General features: G+C 66.4%; 17 protein-coding genes. 9 read left to right on the forward strand and 8 right to left on the reverse strand.

The window, feature by feature from the left end; all coding sequences use genetic code 11:
* Window positions 1-6: 6 nt before the first annotated feature.
* Both GJ700_RS08405 and GJ700_RS08410 read right to left on the reverse strand, forming a co-directional pair.
* The gene (locus GJ700_RS08405; RefSeq protein ID WP_195763824.1) at window positions 7-2376 is read right to left on the reverse strand and encodes an FtsX-like permease family protein; all 2370 of its coding nucleotides are present in this window, start codon (window positions 2374-2376) and stop codon (window positions 7-9) included.
* On the reverse strand, window positions 2369-3121 hold the full coding sequence (locus GJ700_RS08410) for an ABC transporter ATP-binding protein (protein ID WP_195763825.1): 753 nt from the start codon (window positions 3119-3121) through the stop codon (window positions 2369-2371). Before GJ700_RS08410 ends, GJ700_RS08405 begins: the two co-directional genes overlap by 8 nt.
* A 199-nt stretch (window positions 3122-3320) precedes the next feature.
* Here GJ700_RS08410 and GJ700_RS08415 point away from each other — a divergent pair, with 199 nt between their 5' ends.
* Together GJ700_RS08415 and GJ700_RS08420 are read left to right on the forward strand one after the other, a co-directional pair.
* On the forward strand, window positions 3321-4367 hold the full coding sequence (locus GJ700_RS08415; RefSeq protein ID WP_154372541.1) for a sensor histidine kinase: 1047 nt from the start codon (window positions 3321-3323) through the stop codon (window positions 4365-4367).
* Complete coding sequence (locus GJ700_RS08420) at window positions 4360-5109, forward strand: LytR/AlgR family response regulator transcription factor (protein ID WP_195763826.1); 750 nt, start codon at window positions 4360-4362, stop codon at window positions 5107-5109. The genes GJ700_RS08415 and GJ700_RS08420 overlap by 8 nt, the downstream gene beginning before the upstream one ends.
* Window positions 5110-5113: 4 nt before the next feature.
* Here GJ700_RS08420 and GJ700_RS08425 read toward each other — a convergent pair whose 3' ends face one another.
* Genes GJ700_RS08425 through GJ700_RS08440 form a run of 4 tightly spaced genes read right to left on the reverse strand, consistent with a single transcriptional unit; the run spans window position 5114 to window position 9576 of the window.
* On the reverse strand, window positions 5114-6622 hold the full coding sequence (locus tag GJ700_RS08425) for an aldehyde dehydrogenase family protein (protein WP_154372545.1): 1509 nt from the start codon (window positions 6620-6622) through the stop codon (window positions 5114-5116).
* A 17-nt stretch (window positions 6623-6639) separates the two neighbouring features.
* Window positions 6640-6993, reverse strand: a complete 354-nt coding sequence (locus GJ700_RS08430; RefSeq protein WP_154372547.1) for a c-type cytochrome — start codon at window positions 6991-6993, stop codon at window positions 6640-6642.
* A gap of 4 nt (window positions 6994-6997) precedes the next feature.
* Window positions 6998-8677: a PQQ-dependent dehydrogenase, methanol/ethanol family gene (locus GJ700_RS08435; protein ID WP_154372549.1), complete on the reverse strand. Its 1680-nt coding sequence runs from the start codon at window positions 8675-8677 to the stop codon at window positions 6998-7000.
* 20 nt (window positions 8678-8697) lie between these two features.
* Window positions 8698-9576 (reverse strand): transporter, encoded by an 879-nt coding sequence (locus GJ700_RS08440; RefSeq protein WP_154372552.1) that lies wholly within the window; start codon window positions 9574-9576, stop codon window positions 8698-8700.
* A gap of 311 nt (window positions 9577-9887) precedes the next feature.
* Here GJ700_RS08440 and GJ700_RS08445 point away from each other — a divergent pair, with 311 nt between their 5' ends.
* The 7 genes from GJ700_RS08445 (at window position 9888) to GJ700_RS08475 (ending at window position 18235) form a co-directional block, all read left to right on the forward strand.
* Window positions 9888-11765, forward strand: coding sequence for a sigma-54-dependent Fis family transcriptional regulator (locus GJ700_RS08445; RefSeq protein ID WP_154372554.1), 1878 nt, complete (start codon window positions 9888-9890; stop codon window positions 11763-11765).
* 69 nt (window positions 11766-11834) lie between these two features.
* Complete coding sequence (locus tag GJ700_RS08450) at window positions 11835-12578, forward strand: substrate-binding periplasmic protein (protein WP_154372556.1); 744 nt, start codon at window positions 11835-11837, stop codon at window positions 12576-12578.
* Window positions 12579-12745: 167 nt separating this feature from the next.
* Window positions 12746-13822, forward strand: a complete 1077-nt coding sequence (gene hppD, locus GJ700_RS08455) for a 4-hydroxyphenylpyruvate dioxygenase (protein ID WP_154372559.1) — start codon at window positions 12746-12748, stop codon at window positions 13820-13822.
* Window positions 13823-13831: 9 nt separating this feature from the next.
* The gene (locus tag GJ700_RS08460) at window positions 13832-15025 is read left to right on the forward strand and encodes an amino acid aminotransferase (protein WP_154372561.1); all 1194 of its coding nucleotides are present in this window, start codon (window positions 13832-13834) and stop codon (window positions 15023-15025) included.
* A 223-nt stretch (window positions 15026-15248) separates the two neighbouring features.
* Window positions 15249-16076 (forward strand): heparin lyase I family protein, encoded by an 828-nt coding sequence (locus tag GJ700_RS08465; protein ID WP_195763827.1) that lies wholly within the window; start codon window positions 15249-15251, stop codon window positions 16074-16076.
* Window positions 16077-16090: 14 nt separating this feature from the next.
* Window positions 16091-16996, forward strand: a complete 906-nt coding sequence (locus GJ700_RS08470) for a polysaccharide lyase family 20 protein (protein ID WP_154372565.1) — start codon at window positions 16091-16093, stop codon at window positions 16994-16996.
* A gap of 63 nt (window positions 16997-17059) precedes the next feature.
* Window positions 17060-18235, forward strand: coding sequence for a putative peptide maturation dehydrogenase (locus GJ700_RS08475; RefSeq protein ID WP_154372567.1), 1176 nt, complete (start codon window positions 17060-17062; stop codon window positions 18233-18235).
* 3 nt (window positions 18236-18238) lie between these two features.
* Here the strand turns inward: GJ700_RS08475 and GJ700_RS08480 are convergent, their stop codons facing one another.
* Window positions 18239-18493 carry an NHLP-related RiPP peptide gene (locus GJ700_RS08480; protein WP_154372569.1) on the reverse strand — a complete coding sequence of 85 codons (255 nt, stop codon included), beginning with the start codon at window positions 18491-18493 and terminating at the stop codon, window positions 18239-18241.
* Window positions 18494-18552: 59 nt separating this feature from the next.
* On the reverse strand, window positions 18553-24705 hold the full coding sequence (locus GJ700_RS08485) for a response regulator (RefSeq protein ID WP_154372571.1): 6153 nt from the start codon (window positions 24703-24705) through the stop codon (window positions 18553-18555).
* Window positions 24706-24786: the final 81 nt, after the last annotated feature.

A 24786-nucleotide genomic window follows, 5' to 3' on the forward strand; every position in this document is an offset into this window, starting at 1 on the left:
CCGGCCTCATTCGTACTGCAAGGCCCGGACCACGGGCATGCGCATCGCCTGCCGCGCCGGCCAGGCGCAAGCCACGACGGACACGACGATGACGGCGGCCAGCCACCGCAGTGCGCTGGCCGGCTCCGGCATCAGCGACGTCGGCACCGTGAACATCACGCGGCTAAACGCTTCGCCCAATGCGACGCTGACCGGCACCGACAGCGGCAGCGCCAGCAGCCAGCCCAGCAGCGCCATCACCAAACCTTCCAGTTGCACCATGCCCAGGATGGAGCGGGCGCTGGCGCCGATGGCGCGCAGCACGCCGATTTCACGCTGGCGCTCCAGTACCGCCACGCTCATGGTCGACGCCAGCCCCATGCCGCCCACCACCATCATCACCCAGCCCATCAGGCCCAGGAAGCTCACCACCATTTGCAGGTGGTCTTCGATGCTCTGGCGGGCGTCGCTCAGCAGCTTGCCGCCGCTGACGACCATGCCCCGGCTTTCCAGCGACGTGCGCACACTGCGCAACAGCGCCTGCTGGCCGGCGTCGCCGCGTTCGCGCGCCCGCACCAGCAGCAGATTGGCCTGGTCCACGCCGCGCCATGCGGCAAACGCCGCCTGCGACATGTAGACCACGGATTCCGGCCCGCTGTCGACGATACCGGCGATACGCAGCGGCAGCGGCTTGCCGTCGACCGTCAGCGGCAGCGCTTGCCCCACCTGTAAATCCGGGTTGTCCTTCAACATGCCGCTGCCGACCACGGCGCCGTCCGGCGCGTCGTCGCGCAGCCATGCCCCGCTGCGCATGGCCGGGGCCAGCATGCGGCTGTTGACCGGCACCGCCAGCAAATCAAAGGCCTTGCCGAGCGTGCCATCGGACAGCGCCAGACCGGCGCTGGCGCGCGCCCACGCTTCGGCGGCGGCGGCACCCGTTTCGCCGGCAACGCGCGCTTCCAGCGTGCGCGCCGGCAGCGGCGCCGCCACCCGCAGCATCATGTCATAGCGCTGGCCGGCAAACAGCAAGTCCACCGATTGCGCGACGGCCAGGCGCAGGTTGCCCGCGCCGACCAGTACGGCGCCCGCCACGGCCAGCGCCAGCAGGCTCAGCCAGCAGCGCATGCGCTGGCGGAACGCGTTATGCAGCGACAGCAACTGGGGCCGCGCCAGCGGCAAGCGTTGCAGCCAATGCCGCATGCGGTTGCCGGCCGTGCCGGCGGGCAGTCCGGTGTCGTGCAGCGCTTCGGCCACCGGCTGGCGGCACGCCTTGACGACAGGCCACGCGGCGGCCAGCACAGGCAAGCCGATACCCACCGCCGCCTGAAGCAGCAGCGTCCAGCCGGGGATGGCGTAAGGCTCCACGGGGAAATTCAGCATGTCGCCCTGGAAGCTGCCATAGCGCCGCCCCAGCCAGGCAGCCGCCGGCACCGCCACCGAGGCGGCCAGCACGCCGAGTCCGGCCGCCAGCGCCAGCACCTGGACCGCGATTTGCCGTTCGCTGGCGCCGATGGCTTTCATGATCCCCAGTTCGCGCCGCTGGCTGGCCAGCATGGCGGAAATCAGGTTGACGATCAGGCAGCCGCACACCAGCAACGTCAGCACGCCGAACGCCCCCTGCACCAGCATCAGCGATTCCATTTGCGCGGCGTGCAGGTGCCGGCCGGGCACGGGCACGTCGATGCGGCCGACCTGCCTGCCGTCCGCCTCGGCCAGCGCCTTGACCTGCCACGCCAGTTGCCGCACCGCCTGCTGCGTGGGTTGCGGATCGGTGACGGTGAATTGCAGTTCGTCGAACGCGGGCGAAACGCCCAGCCGGGAAAATGCCGACGGGCTGACATAGCCATACACAAGGTGGTCCATCCAGCCGGGGGCGACCGATACGTCGCGCACCAGGCCGCCCACTTTCAGCGCGGCGGGCGGGTTGCCGGCCACCGTGAACTTCGCGTCCTGGCCCACCTTGGCGCCGGCATAGCCGAGCGACGAGCGTTCGATGGTAATCTCGCCATCTGCCGGCGGCCATGGTCCCTCGGTATCCCGCAGGCGCCCGATATCGGGCCGGTTGACGTCGTCGACGGCGTGCAGGATGGCGGTCTTGCGTTCGCCGCCGGCCAGCAGGGTCGCCACCACGGTGCGCCGTGCGCGCACGGCGGCAATGCCGGGCAGCTGCTTGACGCGCGCCAGCAGGGCATCGTCGAGCGGCGTGATTTTCAACGTGGCCGCCACCGGGCGGCTGGCCGCGTAGCTTTCCTGCGTGGCGGTGCGGACCAGCGCCCACGCGTCGAGCACGGCGCCGGCGCCCGTCAGTCCCAGCGCCACCGCCAGCACCACCAGCAAGGTACGGGCGCGGTGGCCCCAGGCATCGCGCATCGTCTTACTCCAACGGGTATCAACCATGGCGCACCTCGCGCTCGTCGACCATGCGGCCATCGACCAGGGTCACGGTGCGGTGCGCGCGGCGCAGCACGGCGGGATCGTGCGTCACCATCACCAGCGTCTGTCCGTCGGCCACCAGTTCGTCGAGCAAATCCAGCAGGGCCGCCGCGTTGCGGGTATCGAGGTTGCCGGTCGGCTCATCGGCCAGCAGCAGGGCGGGCGCATTGGCCAGCGCGCGCGCCACCGCCACGCGCTGCTGCTGGCCGCCGGACATGGCGCCGGGCAGCCTGTCCGCCTGCTCCGGGATGTCCAGGCGTTCCAGCAACGCCAGTGCGCGGCCGCGGCGTTCGCGCGCCGGCCAGCAGCCCGCCAGGTCCATCGGCAGCATGACATTTTCCACCGCCGTCAGCGACGGCATCAGCTGGAAGAACTGGAACACGATGCCCACGGCGCGGCCGCGCCAGCGGGCCAGGTCCCGCTCCGGCAAGGCGTGCACGGCCTGGCCGTCGACCCACACCTCGCCGGTGCTGGGACGGTCCAGCCCACCCAAGAGGTTCAGCACCGTGGATTTGCCGCTGCCGGACTGGCCGGTGACGGCGACGAATTCGCCGCGCGCCACTTGCAGGCTGAAGCCGGACAGCGCGGTGCAGGTCGCGCCATTGCCCGCATAGGTTTTGCCGGCGCCGGCCAGGCGGATCAGCGGTCCTGGCGACGGCGAGCCGGCGGGAGGAAAGGATAAGGTGGATGGCTGGGCTGACAGGTTCATGGGTATGTTCCCCGGTTGATGGACAATGTGGAACAGCATAAGCCCGCGCGTTGCCGCCGCGCTGACCGTTCAACCCCCTGTTTGGGCGATTGGGCGAATGCCGTTGCCGGTGCCCGGGACCCCATGCTAATCTCGGGCCTTCTCATCCAGGCGCCGGCATGACTGCGCTGGTCCGGCAACGATCCTTTATCTGACAAACATGGCCCATTCGGAAGCTTCCCGCCGCGGCTGGTTCTGGCTGCAAATGGCCATTGGCTGGGCGCCCATGTGGGTGTTGTTCACGCTGATGATCATGAACGTGCACGATTACGCGCTCGGCCGCAGCGCATGGATGGCGCTGCGCATGATTGCCAGCGCCGCCGTGCTGGGCATCGGCGTGCACGCGCTGACGCGGCGCTTTCCGTGGCCCGCGCCATTCCGCTGGCAATTCCCGCTGGTGCACATGCTGGCCGCATCGCTGTATGCGGGATCGTGGATCGCGGCCTACAGCCTGATCGAAAGCGTGCTGCGCTGGCGCCTCGCCTATTTGCCAGGCCCGGGCTTCAGCCGCTTCGCGCTGACCGGCATCTGGCTGTACGTGACCATCACGGCGGTAGCCTACGCGCAGCAGGCCGCGCAGCGTTCCGCGCTGGCGCAGGCCGCTGCCGCGCGCGCGCAACTGGCGGCGCTGCAGTCGCAACTGCACCCGCATTTCCTGTTCAATGCCTTGCACACGGTGGTGCAATTGATCCCGCTGGACCCGGCCACGGCCGCCAGGGCGGCGGAACAGCTGGCGCAATTGCTGCGCACCGCGCTGGACGAGCGGCGCGACCTGGTCACCCTGGCCGAGGAGTGGCGCTTCGTGCAGCGCTACCTGGCAATCGAGCAGTTGCGCTTTGGCGACCGGCTGCGCGTGGAAGCCACGTTGCCGGACGAGGCGCTGGACATGCTGGCGCCATCGTTCGCCTTGCAGACACTGGTGGAAAATGCCGTGCGCCACGGCGCCGCCCCGAAGGTCGGGCCAACCGTGCTCGATATCCGCGCCGGCATCGTCGATGGCCGCTTGCAGCTGGTGGTGCGCGACGATGGCGTGGGCGCCGACACGGGCGCCATGGCGCAAAGCGGCGGCACGGGCTTGCGTCGCTTGCGCGAGCGGCTCGCCTGCCTGTACGGCGCCGGCGCCACGCTCGAAATCGATGCGGGCAAGGGCGGCGTGACGGCGACGTTGTCGCTGCCGGTGACGCATGGAGAGGATGAGCATGACTGAGAACGCGTTGGTACGCGTGCTGATTGCCGACGACGAGCCGGTGGCCCGCGCGGGACTGCGCCATTTGCTGGCGGCGTTCGACTGGCTGGCGTGCGTGGGCGAAGCGGCCGACGGGCCTGCCGTGATCGAAGCGGTGGGGCGTTTGCAGCCCGACGTGGTGCTGCTCGATATCCAGATGCCCGGCTGTTTCGGCATCGACGTGCTGCGGCAATTGCCGCCACCGCTGCCGCGCATCGTGTTCACCACCGCGTACGCGGAACACGCGGTCACGGCATTTGAACTGGGCGCGCTGGATTACCTGCTCAAGCCGTTCGGCGCCGACCGCCTGGCCGGCGCGCTGGCCAGGGTGCGGGCGGCGCTGGGCGAACCGTTGCCGCCCGCGCTGGACCGCTATGGCGAAATGCTGGCGCAGGGCCCGATGCGGCGCCTGTTTGTGCGCAGCGGGCGCAGCATCCAGCCCATCGCGGTGGCCGACGTGCATCGCTTCGAAGCGGTGGGCGATTACGTTACCGCTTATACGGCCGGCGGCGAACATTTGCTGCACGTGGCGCTGAACCGGCTGGAATCGCGCCTCGATCCCCAGCAATTCGCCCGCATCCACCGCACGCACCTGGTCAACCTCGACCACCTGGCGCGCTTCCGCCGCGAGCTGGACGGCCGGCTGACCGCCATGCTGCGCAGCGGCGTGGAACTGCCGGTCAGCAAGAGCCGCGCGCAAGTGTTCCGCGAACTGGCGCGCTGACGGATCAGACTGCCATGAACACGGACTTCGATTCCAGGTATGCGTCCAGCGACGCGCGTCCCATTTCGCGGCCGAAACCGGATTGCTTGAAGCCGCCGAACGGGACCGACGAGTCCAGCATGCTGTGGCAATTGACCCACACGGTGCCGGCCTTGATCTTCGGGATCAGGCGCTGTACCTTGGACAAGTTGTTGGACCAGATGCTGGCGCCCAGGCCGTACGGCGTGTCGTTGACCCAGGCCGCCACGTCGTCCAGGTCGTCGTACGGCATCGCCACCAGCACGGGGCCGAAAATCTCCTCCTGCACGATGCGCAGCGACTGGCGGCTGCCTGCGAACACGGTCGGCTTGACGAAGTATCCGGTGTTGCCGGCCCGGCCACCGCCCGCCACCAGGTGCGCACCCTCGGTGCGGCCGATATCGATGTAGCCGCACACGCGGTCCATTTGCTCGCGCGACACCAGCGGCCCCATTTGCGCGTTGGGATCGAGGCCGTGGCCCAGTTGCATGGCGTCGGCAATGCGGCCCACTTCCGACACCACGCGGTCGAACATCTTGCGGTGCACGTACAGCCGTGAGCCGGCGCAGCATACCTGCCCATGGTTGAAGAAGATGGCATTGGCGGCGCCGGCCGCCGCCGCGTCGGGATCGCAGTCGTCCAGCACCACGACGGGCGACTTGCCGCCCAGTTCCAAGGTCACCCGCGTCATGTTGTCCATCGCGGTCTTGCCGATCAACTTGCCCACCTCCGTCGAACCCGTGAAACTGATCTTGTTGACCAGTGGGTGTTGCGTCAGCGGGGCGCCCGCGTCGGGGCCGTCGCCCGTGACGATGTTGACGACGCCGGGCGGGAAGCCCGCCTGCTGGATCAGTTCACCGAGGAACAGCGCGGACAACGGCGTTTGTTCGGCGGGTTTCAACACCACGGTGCATCCGGCGGCCAGCGCGGGCCCCAGCTTCCACGCCGCCACCAGCAGCGGGAAATTCCACGGTACGATGGCGGCCACCACGCCGGCCGGTTCGCGGCGCGTATAGGCAAAGAATTCGCCCTTCATCGCATAGGGCACGGACACCTCGATCGTCGTGCCTTCGATCTTGGTCGCCCAGCCGGCCATGTAGCGCAGGAAATCGATGGTCAGCGCCACGTCCACCGCCAGCGCGATGTGCACCGACTTGCCGTTGTCCAGCGATTCGATTTCCGCCATGGTTTGCGCATTGTCTTCGATCAGGTCGGCCAGTTTCAGCAACAGGCGCTGGCGCTCGGACGGGCGCAATCTGCTCCACGGTCCCTGTTCGAACGCGCGCGCGGCCGCTTCCACCGCCATGTCGATATCGGCCGGGCCGCCGGACGGCACTTCGGCAATACGCTGTTCATTTGCGGGGTTGATCACGTCGAGCCACAGGTCGTCGCGGCCCGTTACCCATTCGCCGTTGATCAGCATCTTGTGGCGCTGTGTATCGAGGAATTGCCGTGTTTTTTGCGCCAGCAGGGCGCGCAATCCAGTGTTGTCCATTGATGTCTCCATGGGGCTCAGTTGCCCCGGTTGTGCATGATGTAAGCCCATAGCGCGGGCAGGTCGCCGTCCTTCAGCGTGGCCTTCCATGGCGGCATGTTGCCCTTGCCATTCGAGACCGATGTGCTGAAGCGCGTGTATTCGTCGGGCTGCAGGCGGCGCAGGTCGAACGACACGGTGCCGGGATTGACGAGGTTGGGGCCGTGGCAGTGCTGGCAGAATTGCCGGTACACGCGGGCGCCGCGCACGGCGTCGCCGGCATCGGGCTGGCTGGGCTGCACGGATGGTTCGCCCGCCATGGCGGACAGCGCCGCCAGCAGGCTGGCGCACAGCGCTGGCGCCGCACGGGTACGCAAGAAGAGTCGGTCCATGGCGTCAGTTCTCCATCAGGGCAAAGGTCCACACGGAGCCGCCGGCGGGAATGTTTTTCAGGCGGTCGTCGCCGCTGAACAGCGTGTAGACGCCGCCGATGCCGCTGGTGACGGTGACGTACTGGCGGCCGTTGCGCTCCCACGTGATGGGCATGCCGACGATGCCGGAACCGGTCTGGAATTGCCATAGCTTGTTGCCGGTCTTGCTGTCGTACGCCAGGAATTCGCCCGTCATGGCGCCCGTGAACAGCAAGCCGCTCGCCGTCGTCAGCACGCCGGCAAAGTTCGGGATCGCGGATGGCACTTGCCAGCGCGTCTTGCCGCTGACCGGGTCGATGGCTTTCAGGTAGCCCCGGTGGCCGTTCTCCGGCCATGACAGCGCCGTGAATTCCATGCCGAGATAAAACGCGCCCTTGTTGTATTCCGGTTCGACGGTTTTATAAGGGAAACCGATATTGAGCGTGTTGGCAAACACGAGGCGGCTGGACGGGTCGTACGACATTGGCGACCAGTTCTTGCCGCCCAGTGCCGAAGGCCAGACGTCGATGGCCTTGTCCATCACCAGCGATGCGCGGATGGTTTTGGTGTCGTCGCTGTCGATAGGGCGCCCCGTTTGTTTGTCGATGCCCTTGGCCCACGTGATCTTGTCGACAAACGGATTGGCTTGCAGCAGCTTGCCGCTGCTGCGGTCCAGCACATAGAAAAAGCCGTTGCGGTTGGCCTGCATGATGACTTTGCGCCGCGCGCCATCGATGGGCAGGTCGGCAATCACCAGTTCGTTGGTGCCGTCATAGTCGAACGGGTCGTTCGGGGAAAACTGGTAATGCCACACGACTTCGCCGGTTTTCGGGCGCACCGCGATGACGGAACCGATGTACAGGTTGTCGCCCTTGCGGTACGCGGCGTTCCACGGCCCCGCGTTGCCGACGCCCCAGTACACCAGGTCCAGTTCGGGGTCGTAGGTGCCCGTCAGCCACGTGGGACCGCCGCCTTTCTTGTGCGTGTCGCCCGGCCACGTGTCGCCGCCCGGTTCGCCCGGCGCGGCCGTGGTGTGGCGGCGCCACAGTTCCTTGCCGGTTTCCGGGTCGAAGCCGGCAAGGAAGCCGCGCGTGCCATATTCGCCGCCGGAAATCCCGCTGATCAAGACGCCGTTGGCCACCAGCGGCGCGCCGGTGGCGGCATAGCCGTCCTTGTAGTCCTGCAGTTTGGCGCGCCACAGTTCCTTGCCGGATTTCATGTCCATCGCCACCAGGTGCGCATCCAGCGTGCCCCGGTACAGCTTGCCGCCGTGGACCGCCAGGCCCCGGTTCAGGATGCCGCAGCACACGACGCCGAACACGTCCGGCGCATAGCTGAGCGAGGATTTCCACAACTGGCGGCCGCTGACGGCGTCGACCGCCACCGTGGCGTCCGCCGTGGGCAGGTACATGACGCCGTCGATGACGAGCGGTTGCTGCGATTGCGTATGGTTGCTGGCCAGGCTCAGGTTCCACACCGGCACCAGCTTTTTCACGTTGCCGGGCTGGATTTGCTTGAGCGCGCTATGGCGCTGCTGGCCCAGGTCGAGGCCATACACGGCCACGTCGCTATTGGCGCCATGGGTGGCACTGGCGCCTTGCGCGTGCAGCGCGGTCAGGGCCGTCAACGACACGGCGATGGCCGCCGCGAGCATAGTCTGTTTCATGATTTTTCCTTGAGATGGGCTCAGAACACTTCCAGCAGGCGCAGGTTCACGCGGCTGTTTTCCTTGAAGCCGTCGCGCACCGACGTATCGCGTCCCCAGGTGGCCAGCAATTGCGTGGTGGGGCGAACGAAATACGTGGCGCCCAGGTTGAATTTCACCGTGTCGCCCCGGTCGCCGCGGCCAACGCCGTTGACGCGGGTTTCGCCCGTGATGGTCTTGAAGACGCCGGCGCGCACGTCCATCGTGGGCGACACGTGGTAGCGCAGGTGGGCCTGGGCGCCGTAGCTGGCCTTTTGCGCCAGTGTGGCGCTGGCTGCGCCGAAATCGCGGTTGTCGCCATACACGGTGACGTCGGCGATCAGGTCCAGCGACAGCGATGGCGCCACCGGCGTGATGTAGCCGGCCTGCAATGTGAATTTGGTCCGGTGCTCGCCGAGGTTGAGCGCCTTGTTGCGGTCGTACCGGCCGGTGGGCAGCGTCAGGAACGGCGTGATGCCGAAATACGTGTTGGCATCCTTGCGGTTGACCAGCCAGGCGGTGGCCGCCAGGATCACGTCACCGGCGCCGCTGCCGTCGCCCAGGAAGGCCGTGCCATCCTTGCCTTTCAACCGGCCGAACGGCAGCAGGAATTGCGGGTCCACCGTGATGCCGCCGATGTCCATGAAGTGCACGCCGCGCAGGATGCCGACATCGGAATCAAGGCCCGCAACGATAGGCACGGGCGCTCCTTTGCCGTACAGCCGGTCCCGCTGCGCATGCTGGTAATACACCAGCGCGAGGTTGGTCCCCGGCGGCAGCGCCGTGTAGTCGCCCGCGTCGACGTCGAGCGCCATTGCAGGGGTACTGGCCAGCGCCGCCAGCAATGTCGCCACCATGGATTGAAATACTGTCCTCCTCATACAACTCTCCTGTCTTCGTTATTGTGTGGATGGCGCCCGTGGACGCCGCTTCCTGTATCGCAAACGGCATGCCACATCCGGGCGATGCCGTGCCAGTGACGAAATGTGCTTTGAAATGAAGGACTTGCGGTGGGCGTGCCGGCGGCATTGCGGGAGGCGCTGGTGCGCCCTGCACCAGTGGCGGCAGCGCCATTGGCAATAAATGCGCCAATGCCTGGTACTGCCGGATCGATAGTTTGTCACCGGGACGACAGTTACGAACTGCCGTGTCTGGTACAACGGGGATATAACAATGACAGGGGGAGACCATCATGCTGCACCAGGAACATCCGCGCGCCGACTTGCGCCAACGCTTGCCCGACACCGTGCGCGCCTCGTGGGACCGGTCGCGCCGCTATGGCATTTCGCCTTCCGACGCGCTGCTGCTCAATGAAGTCACGTTGGCGCACCAGAAGCGCGTGCGCGAGCGCAACCAGCGGCTGGCCGGCTACGCCGCGCCGGAACTGGCGGCCTTGCACCGCGCACTGGGCGGCGCGGGCTGGATGCTGGCCTGCCTCGATGAAGAGGGAACGATTGCCGCCACCTACGGCAAGGCGCCGTCGCCGGCGGCGCGGCTGGACATGGTGCTCCGCACCGGCGTGTCGCTCAGCGAACTCACGATCGGCACCAACGGCCCGGGTTGCGCCATCGCGGAACGCAAACCCGTGGTGGTCAGCGGCTGCGAACATTACCTGCAAGAGGCGAAGGATTTTATTTGCGTCGCCGTGCCGGTATTCGACCCCTCCGGCGAACTGGTGGGCGCCATCGACGCCAGCAGCACCAACCGTTCCGATGGCGGCATCGCGCTGGGTGGCCTGACGTTGGCCGCGCACGCGATTGAAAAGCGCATGATGGCCGACCTGCGGGACGCCATCTTTATCCGCATGCATGCGCGGCCGGACATGCTGGGCACCCCGCTGGAAGCGCTGCTGGCGGTATCGCCCGATGGCTGCCTGCTGGGCTTGAACCAGGCCGCGCGCCACATGCTCGCGCTGCCGGCTGGCGCCGGTGGTGACCTGGCATTCGCAACGCTGTTCGATACGCCGTTTCACCTGGCCATGGACCGGTTGGGTGGGGCGTGCAATGGCCCGGTGCAGCTGCAAAGCGCGGGCGGCTTGCTGCTGCATGCCCGTATCGGCATGGATGCCGCGGCCACGCCGCCGGCGCCGCGTGCCGGCGCGCGTCCGGCGGCCGTCCAGGATACCAATGATATGAAAGATACCCGGGTCGAGCAGCAATTGCACTATGGCCGGCGCGCCTATGCCCGCAATATCCCCGTGCTGCTGACCGGCGAGACCGGTACGGGCAAGGAAGTGGCGGCCCGCCTGCTGCACGACACCGGCCCGCGGGCCGGCGGACCGTTCATTGCCGTCAATTGTTCGGCCATCCCGGCCAGCCTGATCGAATCGGAATTCTTTGGCTATGTGGAAGGGGCGTTTACCGGCGGGCGCAGCGGCGGCGCGCCGGGCAAGATGGAACAGGCCCATGGCGGCACCTTGTTCCTCGATGAAATCGGCGACATGCCGGTCGAATTGCAGGGCCGCCTGTTGCGCGTGCTGCAGGAACGTAGTATCACGCGGCTGGGCGGCGGCAAGCCGGTCGCCATCGATATCGCCGTGGTGTGCGCCACGCACCGCGATTTGCCCCGGCTGGTGGCGGACGGGGCGTTCCGCGAAGATTTGCTGTACCGGATCAATGGCTTCCAGGTCCGGTTGCCGGCGCTGCGCGAACGCGACGATTTTGCCGCGCTGGCGCAGCGGGTGTTGCGCGACGCGTGCGCGGCGATCGACGTGCTGCGCATTTCCGGTCCGGCCATGGCGGCCTTGCAAGCCTATGCCTGGCCCGGCAATATCCGCCAGTTGCAGCACGTGTTGCGCGTGGCCGCGCTGTACGCGGAAGAGACGGGCCGCATCGAGCCGGCGCATTTGCCGCCGGAAGTTACGGCCGGCGGCCAGTGTCCGGGCGCGCCCGGCGGCGAACCCGTGGCCGCCCTGACGCATTTCAAGCAAAACGAATCAGCCTTCATCCGGGGCGCGCTGCACGACACCGGGGGCAATATCTCCGCGACGGCCCAGCGCATCGGGATCTCCCGTCACACGCTGTACCGCAAGATGCGGCAGTACGGCATCGCCCGCCCGGGCGGTGAGTGATTGGAATGGCAATTACTTGGCGCGCGTGTTCAATGATATAGTTGCCAGCGCCACTTACTCGTATTTCGCATGCTGCTCAAGAAACTCCACCGCGCCTGTTTATTGCTGGCCGCACTAGCCGGCCCGCCATGCGCGGCCGAAGAAATCCACATCGCCACCGGTCACGGTCCGATTTCCCAGGCTGCGCTGTCCGTGCTGCGCGAAGCCTATCGCCGTATCGGCATCACCGTGCATGACGCGGCGACGCAGGCCGACCTGGCGCTGCGCGAAGCCAACCGGGGCGAAATTGATGGCGTGCCGGCCCGCGTCGCCGGGATGGAGCTGCGTTATCCCAACCTGATCCGGGTGCCGGTGCCGGTCGTGACCGTGGACGCCATGGCATTCGGCAACAAAATTCCGCTGACGCTGAACGGCTGGGACAGCCTGCGTCCCTACCGCGTCGGTATCCTGAAAGGCGTGCAGTATGCGGCTGACGGGACGCAAGGGATGCAGGTCGACGCGTTTGCCGACAACACCCAGCTGTTCACGAAACTCGAGGCGGAAGGCATCGACTTTGCCATCGCCACCCGCATCGAAGGCGTGCTGACGATGCGCGAATTGCGGACCCGGAAAGTCACGATGCTGGAGCCGCCGCTGGGCAAAGTCGTGCTGTACCACTACCTGCACGTCAGCCGGCGCGACCTGGCGCCGAAAGTGACGGCCAGCCTGGAAGCGATGGAAAAGGAAGGGCGCATGCGCCACATCCTGCAGCAAACGCTGGCGCGCATGCTGGCCGAAGCGCCGGGCAAGAAGGCGAAATCAGGCGACCGTTGACAGCCGGGTGGGCGTTTTTTAGCGCGGCTGCGTAAAATGTGCATCAGGGACCAAAAAAACTGATTTTATGTGCGTATATTGCTGCGAATAACGGCCGCATTGCGCGCAAATTGCACAGCTGGCGCAATACACTTTCATGCATACCTACACCACACAAGGAGCATGAAATGTCCGATCTGTTCGAGAACCCGATGGGCCTGATGGGTTTTGAATTCGTTGAGTTCGCGTCGCCGAAGCCCGGCGTGCTCGAACCCGTGTTTGAAGCCATGGGGTTCACCAAGGTCGCACACCACCGCTCCAAGCAGGTGACGCTGTACCGCCAGGGCGGCATCAACTTCATCATCAACAACGAACCGGGCAGCGCCGCCGCCTACTTCGCCGCCGAACACGGCCCGTCCGCCTGCGGCATGGCGTTCCGCGTGAAAAATTCGCAGCAGGCGTACCGCCGCGCGCTGGAACTGGGCGCCCAGGCCGTCGACATGCCGGTCGGCCCGATGGAACTGCGTTTGCCCGCCATTAAAGGGATTGGCGGCGCGCCGCTGTACCTGATCGACCGTTTCGAAGAAGGCAAGTCCATCTACGACATCGACTTCGAATACATCGATGGCGTGGACCACAACCCGGTGGGTTTCGGCCTGACGGAAATCGACCACCTGACCCACAATGTGTACCGTGGCCGTATGGCGTACTGGGCCGGCTTCTATGAAAAGCTGTTCAACTTCCGCGAACTGCGCTATTTCGACATCAAGGGTGAATACACGGGCCTGACGTCGAAAGCCATGAGCGCGCCGGACGGCAAGATCCGCATCCCGCTGAACGAGGAATCGTCCAAGGGGGCCGGCCAGATCGAAGAATACCTGATGCAATTCAATGGCGAAGGCATCCAGCACATCGCGCTGTTCACCCCGAACCTGATCGATACGCTGGACCGCCTGAAGGAAGCTGGCGTGCCACTGATGGATGCGCCGCCCGCCACGTACTACGAGATGCTGGAAGGCCGCCTGCCGAACCACGGCGAACCGGTCGACGCGCTGAAGACGCGCGGCATCCTGCTGGATGGCGACACGTCCGGCGGCAAGCGCCGCCTGCTGCTGCAAATTTTCTCGAAAACCCAGCTGGGTCCTGTATTCTTCGAATTCATCCAGCGCAAGGGCGACGAAGGCTTCGGCGAAGGCAACTTCAAGGCGCTGTTTGAATCCATCGAACGCGACCAGATCCAGCGCGGCGTACTCAAAGCAGAATAAGGAAGAACGATGTTCAAGCATGTGGAACCATTCCCGGGCGATCCGATCCTGACGCTCAACGAACAATTCGGCGCCGATCCGCGTCCGAACAAGGTCAACCTGAGTATCGGTGTGTACCTGAACGATGCGGGCAAGATGCCAGCGATGCGCGCCGTGCTGGCGGCGGAAACCGCGCTGGCGGCCGACCTGGGCACGCGTCCCTACCTGCCGATGGAAGGCAATGCCGCGTACCGCAAGGCCGTGGGCGCGCTGACTTTCGGCGACGCCGTGCCGGCCGAACGCATTGCCGTGGCGCAGACGCTGGGCGGCTCCGGCGCGCTGAAAGTGGGCGGCGACTTCATCGCCCGCTACTTCCCGCAGGCGACCGTCTGGGTCAGCGACCCGACGTGGGACAACCACCACAGCATCTTCATGGGGTGCGGCCTGAAGGTGAAGAAATACCGCTACTTCGATGCGGCCACCGGCCTGGTGGATTTCATGGGCATGCTGTCCGCGCTGGAAGCCATGCCGGCCGGCGACGTGGTGCTGCTGCACGCGTGCTGCCACAACCCGACCGGCGCCGACCTCGATGCGCAGCAGTGGCGCGAGGTGGCGGCCCTGGTCAAGCGCCGCGGCCTGCTGCCATTCTTCGACATGGCGTACCAGGGTTTCGGCAAGGGCGTCGATGAAGATGCCTTCCCGATCCGCCACTTTGCCGCGGAAGGCATCCCGCTGTTCACCGCCACGTCGTTCTCGAAGAACTTTTCGCTGTACGGCGAGCGTTGCGGTTCGCTGTCCGTCGTCTGCGCCGATGCGCAGCAGGCCGACAATGTGCTGGGCCAGCTGAAAGCCACCATCCGCCGCAACTATTCGAACCCGCCGACGCATGGCGCCCGCATCATTGCCCGCGTGCTGGGCGACGACGCGCTGTGCGCCGACTGGCGCGCGGAACTGGAAGGCATGCGCCTGCGCGTCGCCACCATGCGCCAGAACCTGTATGCGGCGCTGCGCGATCGCATGCCGGACGGGAACTTTGAATACCTGGTGCGGCAGACGGGCATGTTCAGCTATACGGGATTGACGCCGGAAGAAGTGGCATCCATGCGCGCGGAGTCCGCCGTCTACCTGGTGGGCTCCGGCCGCCTGTGCATTGCCGCGCTGACCGACGCCACCATCGCGCCAACCGCCGATGCGATGGCGCGCGTATTGAAACTGCGCGCCTAAGCCGGGCCGGTGGCCCCGGTGCAAGGCCGGGGCCGCCGTGAACGTCAGGACAACTTGCTTGCAAGATTTGAATATCAAGTTGAAATCTAAGTTGACCTAACGTTATTCGAAATGATTTAAATTTAACGAAATTTAATTTCGTAACGTTGGTCTGTGGCAACATATCTTTGCCAACTGCATGCTATTGTGCCTCCCATTCGCATCTGCAAGTTGGGAGAACCACATGAAATCATTCAAGCAAGCCTGCCTGTTCACTGGCCTGTTGAGCGGCTTGTCGCTGTGCGGCGCCGCCAGCGCCCAGATCGATCCGCTGATCGGCGGGGTCACCGCGCCGTCCGCGTTTTACGACCGCTATGCACTGAACGCCGCCGGCAGCGGCAACATCGCCTTCATCAGTGACCCTGCCGGCAGCGGCCGTTCCGTGGTCAGCAGCGTGGTGCGCAGTACCGATGCTGCCGTGGGCGGCTTGATGCGCACGGATTATTACCCGCTGAACGAAGCGCAGGCGACGGGTGTGCGCTGGTACGGCATCAGCGTGTACCTGCCGTCCGGCTGGGCCGTGCATCCGAATCCCGCCGTGATCGCGCAGATCGACAGCAGCAGCGCCAGCACGGCGGCGCTGGCCGCACCCTTGTCGTTGCTGGTGCGGGGCAGTGCGCTGGAACTGAACGTCAACGCGAATTACCTCGACGCCGCCAGCGCGACGGCGGCCAATTCCGTGCGCCAGGTGATCAAACTGGGGCCGGCAACCACGGGCCGCTGGTTTTGCCTGGTGGTGCGCTCGGATTGGCAACCCACGCTGGGCAGCGGCTCCACCACCATGTGGATGAATGGCGAAAAAGTCTATTACGCCAGCAATTCCACCAATTCGTATTACGGCGCGCTGCAGCGTCCCCGCGCCGGCCTGCTGTTCCCCGGCCTGATGGGCGTGACGGAGCGCACGCTGGTCTCGGACTTCATCCGCGTCGGCGGCCCCACCACGACGGCGCTGCAGATGTACCAGAACAGCCCGTGCTCGTCGTTCGTCAACGGTTCCAACATCCAGTGGTAAGGCGGGAATTCATCATGCAAGCATTCGCAAAATTGTCCGCGGCCGCCATCCTGGCGATCGGCTGCAACAGCGCTTTCGCCCAGCTCGACCTGGCCCGCAGCGGTTCCGTCGACACGGTCAGTTCCAATCCGAACCCGCTGATGTACGTGAGCCAGAACCTGGCCCGCAACGCAACGGCGACCTACCGCTACCTGGACGACTTGTACAGCCTGGGTTCGTCGTCGCCAACGCGCCTGGCGCTGGTGCCGGACCCGCTGGGCAGCAGCCGCAAAGTGTTTTCCCACACGGTCTACAGCACCGACCCGCTGGTCTCGGGCGGCTCGCGCACCGAAGTGTCGCTCAAGTATGACTATGTGATCGAAGGCGTGCGCTGGTACGCGTTTTCCATGCTGTTCCCGTCGGACTGGCAATTCCACGCCAGCCCCACGGTGGTGGCGCAAATGAATACCAGCCAGAAGACAACGTCGGTGCCGCCACCGGTCGCGGTGGTCGCCAGCGGCCAGGATTTGAATATCGAGCTGCATTCGAACTACCGCAACATGAGCGGCACGGGCACCGACCCCGCCACGCGCGCGAATACCGCCGATTTGCTGGTGCGGGCGGGGAAGATCGAGACCAATAAGTGGTATTGCTTTGTCGTGCGCGCCGACTGGTCGTTCAAGCCCGGCATCGGTTCGCTGCAAATCTGGATGAATGGCAACCTGGCCTACGAATCCGTCAACGCCTACAACGCGTACGACACGTGGCTGGGCAATTACCCCAAAGTGGGCCTGTATTTGCCGGGCGTGATGCAAGTGCCGTCGCGCCGCCTGTACACGGATTTCATTTATACGGGTGGCGCGTCCAGCACCTATGACACCATGGCGGCGCTGACGCCGTGCGGCACGGCGGCGGCGCCGACGGCCAACGTGATCCGGTGACCACAGGCGGATGGGGGCGGCGTACAATCGCAACTTCCCATCCACCGGAACCGGAGCAACCCAATGCTGGTAAGGCGCTGTGCAGTGCTGTTGATCGAACCCAGGGAAGAACTGGGACTGGACTTGCAATCGATGTTTTCCGGCGGCAGTGCGCTGACCGCGACCATGCACTGGGTGGCGCTGGCGCCGCACCTGGACCGCGAAGTCACGCTGGCGGCCGACGACGTGGCGCTGCTGGGCAGTGTCGGGCAAACCGTGTGGCAGCAACGCGCCGCGCTGGAGCAGCAATACGGCGCCGATATCGTGGCGCGCTTGCTGGATCACGGCCTGCTGGTGGGCGATGCGCGGCTGGGCGCACAGGAATCGGAGCTGTCGCCCGAACTGGCGCACTGGCGCGAACGTGACGATACCTTGCGCGCCCAGCACTGGCGGCCTTTATCAGCCGTCGCGCACATCTACAGCCGCTGGCGCGGCATGCAAAGCGAATCGGGGATGCAATTCCCCACCTTCGACGACCTGGTGAAGGAATATGGCCAGCCGCCGTCGCCGGCGGTGGAGCGGGGTGGTGCAAGCGATGCCATTGCGCTGCCCGCGCCGGCAGCCGATGCGCTGGACGACCTGCTGCTGCGGCGCTATACGGGCCGCAATTTCGATACCACGGCGCAGGTCCCGCTGGCGCTGGCCGCGCGCCTGTTGCAGCGGACCTTTGGCGCGCAAGACCAGCGCATGATGGCGCCCGATGCGTATGTGCTGAAGAAAACCAGCCCGTCGGCCGGAGGACTGCATCCGTGCGAAGCGTACGTGCTGGCGCAGCGCATCGATGGCGTGGCGCCGGGGCTGTACCACTACCACGCGGTCAACCACGTGCTGGAACCGGTACAGGCGCTGACGGTTGACGAGGCGCGGCAACTGGCGCTGGTGGCGGTGGCGGACCAGCAATGGTTCGCCGATGCGCCGATCATGGTGATCGTGGCGGCCCGCGTATTCCGCAATTTCTGGAAGTACCGCAACCATGCGAAGGCGCACCGCGCCTTGCTGCTGGACGCGGGGCACTTGTCGCAAACCTTGTATTTGCTGGCCACGGAAGCGGGGCTGGCCGGATTCGTCACCGCCGCCATCAATGAAGTCGAGCTGGAACAGGCATTGGGCCTGGATCCGCTCACCGATGCGGTGATTGCCGTCTGCGGTTGTGGCCCGGCGGGGCCGGGCGACTACGTGGAGCTGCGGAACGCTACCTGATCGTTACAGCGTGCCGCTGAGGAAGAACGGCAGGGCGCCGGCCGCGCTGTCCAGCTTGGCCTTGATGGCGGCGCGGTCGGCCGCCAGCGCGTCTTTCGACGGCAGGCTGCGTACATCCGGGATTTGCGCCGGATCGATCGACAGGCCGATGCTGCCCAGGGCGCCCGCCGGGTCGCCCAGCATTTGTTCGCGGAATGCGTCGTCGGTGGACAGTTTGTCGAGCAGGGTATCCAGGTCGCTGGAAGAGAAATTCGCCATTGTGTCGTCCTTCATGTCAACGTTAATAAGGAAACTACGAGGGAAACTGCGGGGTAAACCTAAGAGGCGCCATTCAGCTCCTCCAGGAATTTTTTACTGGCGCTTCGATGCGCCGCGCGGCACACCGCGCGGTTGCGGCCTTCGGCTTTGGCGCGGTACAGGTGCTGGTCGGCCGCTTCCAGCAATTCGCCGCGCGTTTCGCCGTGCAGCAGGGCCGACGTGGCGCCCCCCACGCTCACCGTGATCGTGGGGGCGCACACCGAGTGTTCATGGGGGATCGCCAGCGCCTCCACGTCGGCGCGGATGCGCTGGGCAACGTCGAACGCGGCCGCCGCATCGGTTTCCGGCAGCACCAGCACGAACTCCTCGCCGCCATAGCGCGCCGCCAGGTCGGCCGGGCGGCGCGCACTGGCGCGCAGGATGCGGCCCAGCTCGCGCAGCACCTGGTCGCCCATGGCGTGGCCATAGTGGTCGTTGTATTGCTTGAAGCAGTCGACGTCGAGCAGCAGCACGGACAACGGCGCGCCATTGCGCTGGGAACGCTGCCACTCCGCCGCATAGTGTTCGTCGAAGCGGCGCCGGTTCGGCAAGCCCGTCAAGCCGTCGATATGGGCCAGCGCTTCGAGCTGGCGGCGCTGGTGCGCCAGTTGCAGGTGCAGCGCGACGCGGGCCCGTACCACGGCGGGACTGAACGGCTTGGAGATATAGTCGGATGCGCCGAGTTCCAGGCCGTGCGCTTCATCTTCCCTGCTGTCGAGCCCTGTAATGAAAATCACGGGAATGTGCGAGGTGGACGCGTCTTCCTTCAGCCGGCGCAGCACTTCGTGCCCGTCGAGTTCCTCCATCATGACATCGAGCAGGACAAGGTCCGGCTGGTGGCCGGAAGCCCACTGCAAGACACCCGCGCCATCGTCGGACGTGGAAACCGTGTAATCGTCTTCCAGCAGCATGGTCAGCACTTCCCGGTTCAGCTCCTGGTCGTCGACGATCAGGATGTGCTGCCGGCGTGCGGTGTCGGCCGCGGTTTCCTGCGGCGGTTGCGGCGCGCGGTCCAGGCCAGGCGCCGGCGGGAATCCGGCACCGGCACTGGCGGCGCCACCACCAAACGCGGCCTCCATCGATGCGGCCAGCGACGCCATCGCCGCCGCCAGCGGGGCGCGCAGCGCCTCGGCGTCGGCCCGCCGGTCCTGGCGCAGCGCGTTTTCCAGCGCGGCCGACATTTGCACCACGGCGTGGGCGCCCACCGTGGCGGCGGCCGATTTCAGGCCATGCGCATAGCGTTCCAGCGCGTCCGGTGTGGTGGCGTCGTCGAGCAGCAGCGCCTGTCCCGCCGCGCCATAGTTCTTGCGGAAACCGGCCAGCACTTTATGCAGCAAGTCGCGCCGGTTATCGACGCATTGCAGCGCCGCCTGCCAGTCGATGCCGGCCACGGCGGGCAGCGGCGCAGTGGTGTTGCCCGCGGCCGGGGATGCGTTGGCGTCGCCGTCGCGCGCCGGACCGGCAAGTTCGGCGGCATCGGCCATGTTGCTTGCATGGGCCGGGGCGCGCGGCGCAATCCAGCGCAGCAAGGTCGCATACAGCGCGGAAGGGTCGATCGGCTTGGTCAGGTGCTCGTTCATCCCGGCGGCAATGCTGGCTTCATGGTCGCTGGTCAGCGCGTGGGCCGTCATGGCGACGATCGGCAAGTCCGCGTGAGGTCCGAGCGCGCGGATGGTCCGGGCGGCAGTCAAGCCGTCCATGACGGGCATTTGCACGTCCATCAGCACCAGGTCGTAGTATCCGCCCGGGTGGCCTTGCACCATTTCCACCGCCTGCATGCCGTCGAAGGCGACATCGACGGTGATGGGCGCATCGGCAAGGAAGTCCAGCGCGACGTCGCGGTTGATGGCATTGTCTTCCGCCAGCAGCACGCGGGCGCCGGCCAGGCGCGACATGTCAGGCCGGCTTCCATGCTTGGTGCGCGGCGCTTCAGCGGCGCCGGCCGAGTGCATCGGCTGCAGGATGTCGAGGATGCTGTTGTAGAGCAGCGAAGGCACGACAGGCTTGATCAGGAAGCCATCGAGTCCGGCATGGTCGATCTGGTGCAGCACGTCTTCGCGCGCATAGGCGCTGACCATCAGGATGGCCGGCGTGATGGTAATGCGGGCATCGCCGCGGATGCGGCGCGCGGTCTCCACGCCATCCCAGACCGGCATGCGCCAGTCCATCAGCACCAGGTCGAATGGCGTACCGGCGATTTCGGCCGCCAGCAGCAAGTCCAGTGCGGCGGGACCGGATTCGGCGCCGATGCAATCGACGATGCCGAACGATTCCAGCATGTCGCACAGCACGTCGCGCGCGGCCAGGCTGTCGTCCACCACCAGTACACGGTGGTGTCCCAGCGCCGGGCGCGGGCCGCTTTCCGCCGTGCCGGCCGGCGCGATACCCAGTTCGATGTCGAACGCGAAGCAACTGCCGATGCCGGGTTGGCTTTCCACCGTGATGGCGCCGCCCATCAGTTCGACCAGCTGGCGCGAGATGGCCAGGCCCAGGCCGGTGCCGCCATATTTGCGGGTGATCGAGCTGTCCGCCTGCGAAAACGACTGGAACAGGGCGGCGACCTGCTGTTCCGTCATGCCGATGCCCGTGTCGCGCACGGCAAAGCGCAGCATCATGGACGCGGGGCGGCGTTCCAGCACATCGACCGACAGCACGATTTCGCCCCGTTCCGTGAATTTGGCGGCATTGCCGGCCAAATTCAGCAGCACCTGGCCCAGCCGCAGCGGATCGCCCAGCAACTGGCGCGGCACGTCCGGCGCCACGCGGAACACCACTTCGATACCTTTTTCCTCGGTCTTATGCACCACCACGTCGGCCAGGTTGCCCAGCAAATCGTCCAGCGGGAAGGCCACGTGTTCCAGTTCAAGGCGGCGCGCTTCGATCTTGGAAAAGTCGAGGATATCGTTGATGATGCCCAGCAGGTTTTCACCGGACCACAGGATCTTGCCCAGGTAATCGCGCTGCTTGGGATTGAGCTCCGTGCGCAAGGTCAGCCGTGACAGGCCGATCAGCGCGTTCATCGGCGTGCGGATTTCGTGGCTCATGTTGGCGAGAAATTCACTCTTGGCGCGCGACGCGGATTCCGCATCGGCGCGGGCGCGGTCGATGACGCGCAGCGCGTGGGCCTTCTGGAACGCGGAAACAAAATGTTCCTTCAAGCCTTTCAGCAAATCCTGGTCGCTCTGGTCGAAAGCCATGCTGTGATGGCCGTTGGCGAACACCAGGTAGCCTTGCACGGCGCCCTCGACGCGGATGCGCAGCGCCAGCTGGGCGGCCGGGCTGCCGGCCCCGATGCTGGAAACCTGTCCGCGCACGACAAAGATATCGTCAGAGATGGCGCTGCCGGACGGTGCGAAGCGTTCCGCCGCCGCATCCGGCCCGAGGGCCGGCAGTTCCGGCGCCGCGCCGCTGCGCGCCCAGGCGGCCCGTACGGCAAAGGTCTCGCTGGCGGCGTCGTACACCAGCGCGTACGCGGTTTCCACGCCTTCAATGACGGTCGCTTCGCGCAGCATGGTCACCAGCAGCGCATCGAAATCGACCTGTTCGTTGATGGAGCGGACAATGGCATTGAGTTTTTCCAGGTGCTGGGTGCGGGCATAAATGCGCGCTTCCAGCCGCGCCTTGGCGCGCAGCAGGTAGCCCATGCGCCAGCGGTACAGTCCCCACGCGGCGCCGGCGCCGGCCAGCGCGTACAGTACTTTGGCCCACCATGACTGGTACCAGTGCGGTTGCACGATCACGGTCAGCGACAGCGCTTGCGGATTCCATTCGCCGGCGCGGTTGCTGCCCCGCAGGTGCAGCCGGTACGTGCCGGGCGCCAGATTGCGGTAAATGGCCGTGCGTCCGGTGGCGTTGGTCGACACCCAGTCGCGGTCGACGCCATCCATGCGCGCGGCAAAGCGGTTCAGCTGCGGCGCCGAGTAATCCAGCGCCGACAGTTGTACTTCGAGGTTTTTCCTGCCTGGCTCCAGGACCAGCGTGGCGTTGCCGCCTGCCAGGCGCGCCATGACTTCACCGGCGGACACGGGCTGGCCGTCGATGCGCACGGCAGTGATCATCAGCGGCGGCGCATAGCGCCAGGACGCAAGGTCCTGTGGCCGTACCACGGTCAGGCCGCCGGTGGCGCCGAATGCGACATCGCTGTCCGGCGTCAGCCCCGCCGCGCCGCCAAAGAACGTGCTGAACGCCATGCCATCCTGGCGGCCCAGCGCCCGCACCTTGAAGCTGGCGGGATCGATGGAGGCCAGGCCGTCCGCGGTGGAGGCCCAGACAACGCCCGTGTCATCGAGCAGCATCCCGGTGATGGCGCCATAAGGCAGGCCGTCCGCCGTGCCGATCTGGCGGAACACGGGCGCGCCCCTGCCGTCGCGCTTTTCCAGCACGTGGATGCCGCCGCCATTGGTGCCTGCCCACAGGCGGCCCAGGCGGTCCATTACCAGCGAGGTCACCAGCGGATAGCGCAGCGCGCCGGCGACGGCCGGTTGCGCGTGGATTTGTTCGACCGCGTTGCCATCGGGCGATAAGCGGTTCAGGCCATTGCGCGTGCCGATCCATAGTCCGCCATGGCCGTCTTCGGCGATGGCGTGAATGCGGTTATCGGTCAGGCCGCCGGGAGCCGTCCCCTGCACATAGGAGCGCAGTGCGCCGGTTTCCGGTTCGTAGCGCAACAGGCCGTCGAAGGTGCCGAGCCACAGGACTTTATCCTGCTGCAGCATGGCGCTGATGCGGGGATAGGGATTTTCCTGCGGCAGTTTGACCCGTTTGACCTTGCGTCCCTGCGCGCTGCTGCGGTACAGGCCCAATTGCGTGCCGATCCACGCTTCATTGCCGGGCGCGGGAGCCATGGCCAGCACGAAGCGCTTCGGCAGCGCGTCGTCCGGCTTCGACGGGTCCGGGCGCAGCGCCGCGACGCGGCGGCCGTCCGGCAATACCTGGTCGACGCCCTGGTCGGCCAGCGCAATCCACATCTTGCCGTCCGCATCGCCCATCAGTGCCGACACGCCCGTTTCCGCCAGGCCTTCCGCGCCGTGGATATTGCGGATCGCCTCGGCCTGGGGATTATAGGTATCGACGCTGCGCTCATTGGCGACCCATACCAGGCCGCTGCGGTCGCGCAGCACCGCGGCCACCCGGTCCGCGCCCAGGCTGGCGCCGACCGTCGGCTGGTGCTGGATACGCCGGCTGCGATGGCTTGCGGCGTCATATTCCAGCACACCGCCGCCATAGGTGGCGGCCCACCAGCGGCCCGGACTGACTTCCGCCAGGCTCAGCACCATGTGGGCGCCGGCGTCGCCGACGTCCGGTTGCGCCAGCAATTGCGCGCCGCCGTTGCCGCTTGCCATGCCGAGGCCACTTTTCATGGTGCCGAACAGGATGCGGCCATCGCGTTGTTCGGCCAGCGCCAGCACCGCATCGGCCCATGGCGCGCCGCCCGGTGTGGCGGCCTTTTCGGCCACCTTGACGGCGCGCACGGCGCCATCGCGCGCCTCGCGCACCTCCAGCCCCGTGACGGAGCCGATCCACAGGTTGCCGGCCCGGTCGCGCAACAGCGACCGCACCTGGCTGTCCGGCCGGCCCGGCGCGCGCCCGATGTGGCGCACGGCGCTCCGGTCCGGCGGCAGGTAATCGAGGCCGCCGGCGGTGCCGACCCAGATGCCGCCATCCGGGTCGCTGGCGATCGCATTGACAGCGGGGTGGCGCAGGCCGCCCGGTCCGGCGCCGTAGCGCTGGAAGCGTTCGTGCACCTTGTCATAGACAGCCATGCCACCGTTAGCGGTGCCGACCCACAGGCGGCCCTGCTGGTCCACGTGCAGCGCCTGGATCAGGTCCCCCGGCAGCGACGTTGGATCGGCGGCATCGAACAGGAAATTACGCATGCGGTAGCCGTCCCAGCGGGCCAGGCCTTGCTGGGTGCCGATCCAGAGATACCCGTCGCTGTCCTGCGCCATCACCACGCTGACGGGGTGGGGCAAGCCCTGGTCCATGCCGAGATGGGAAAACAGCGGAGTGGCCAACGCGTCCCAGCGGGTCGCGCCGGATGCCGCCAGGCCCAGGGCAGGGAGGGCCAGCGCCAATGCCAGTGTGGCCGCCAGACGGCGCAGCCGGCGCGATATGGCGGCTGGGCGGGGCGTCTGGCGGACGCGGGAATGCGGAAAACCAGCGGGACGGATCAAGCCGAAAGCGCTCCTGCCTAACGTTGACAAACACACAAATTGCGACAGGGATAGGGTCGCACTGTGTCAGATCATTCCTAC

Source organism: Pseudoduganella rivuli (assembly GCF_009674485.1).
Classification (GTDB): Bacteria; Pseudomonadota; Gammaproteobacteria; order Burkholderiales; family Burkholderiaceae_D; genus Rugamonas; species Rugamonas rivuli_B.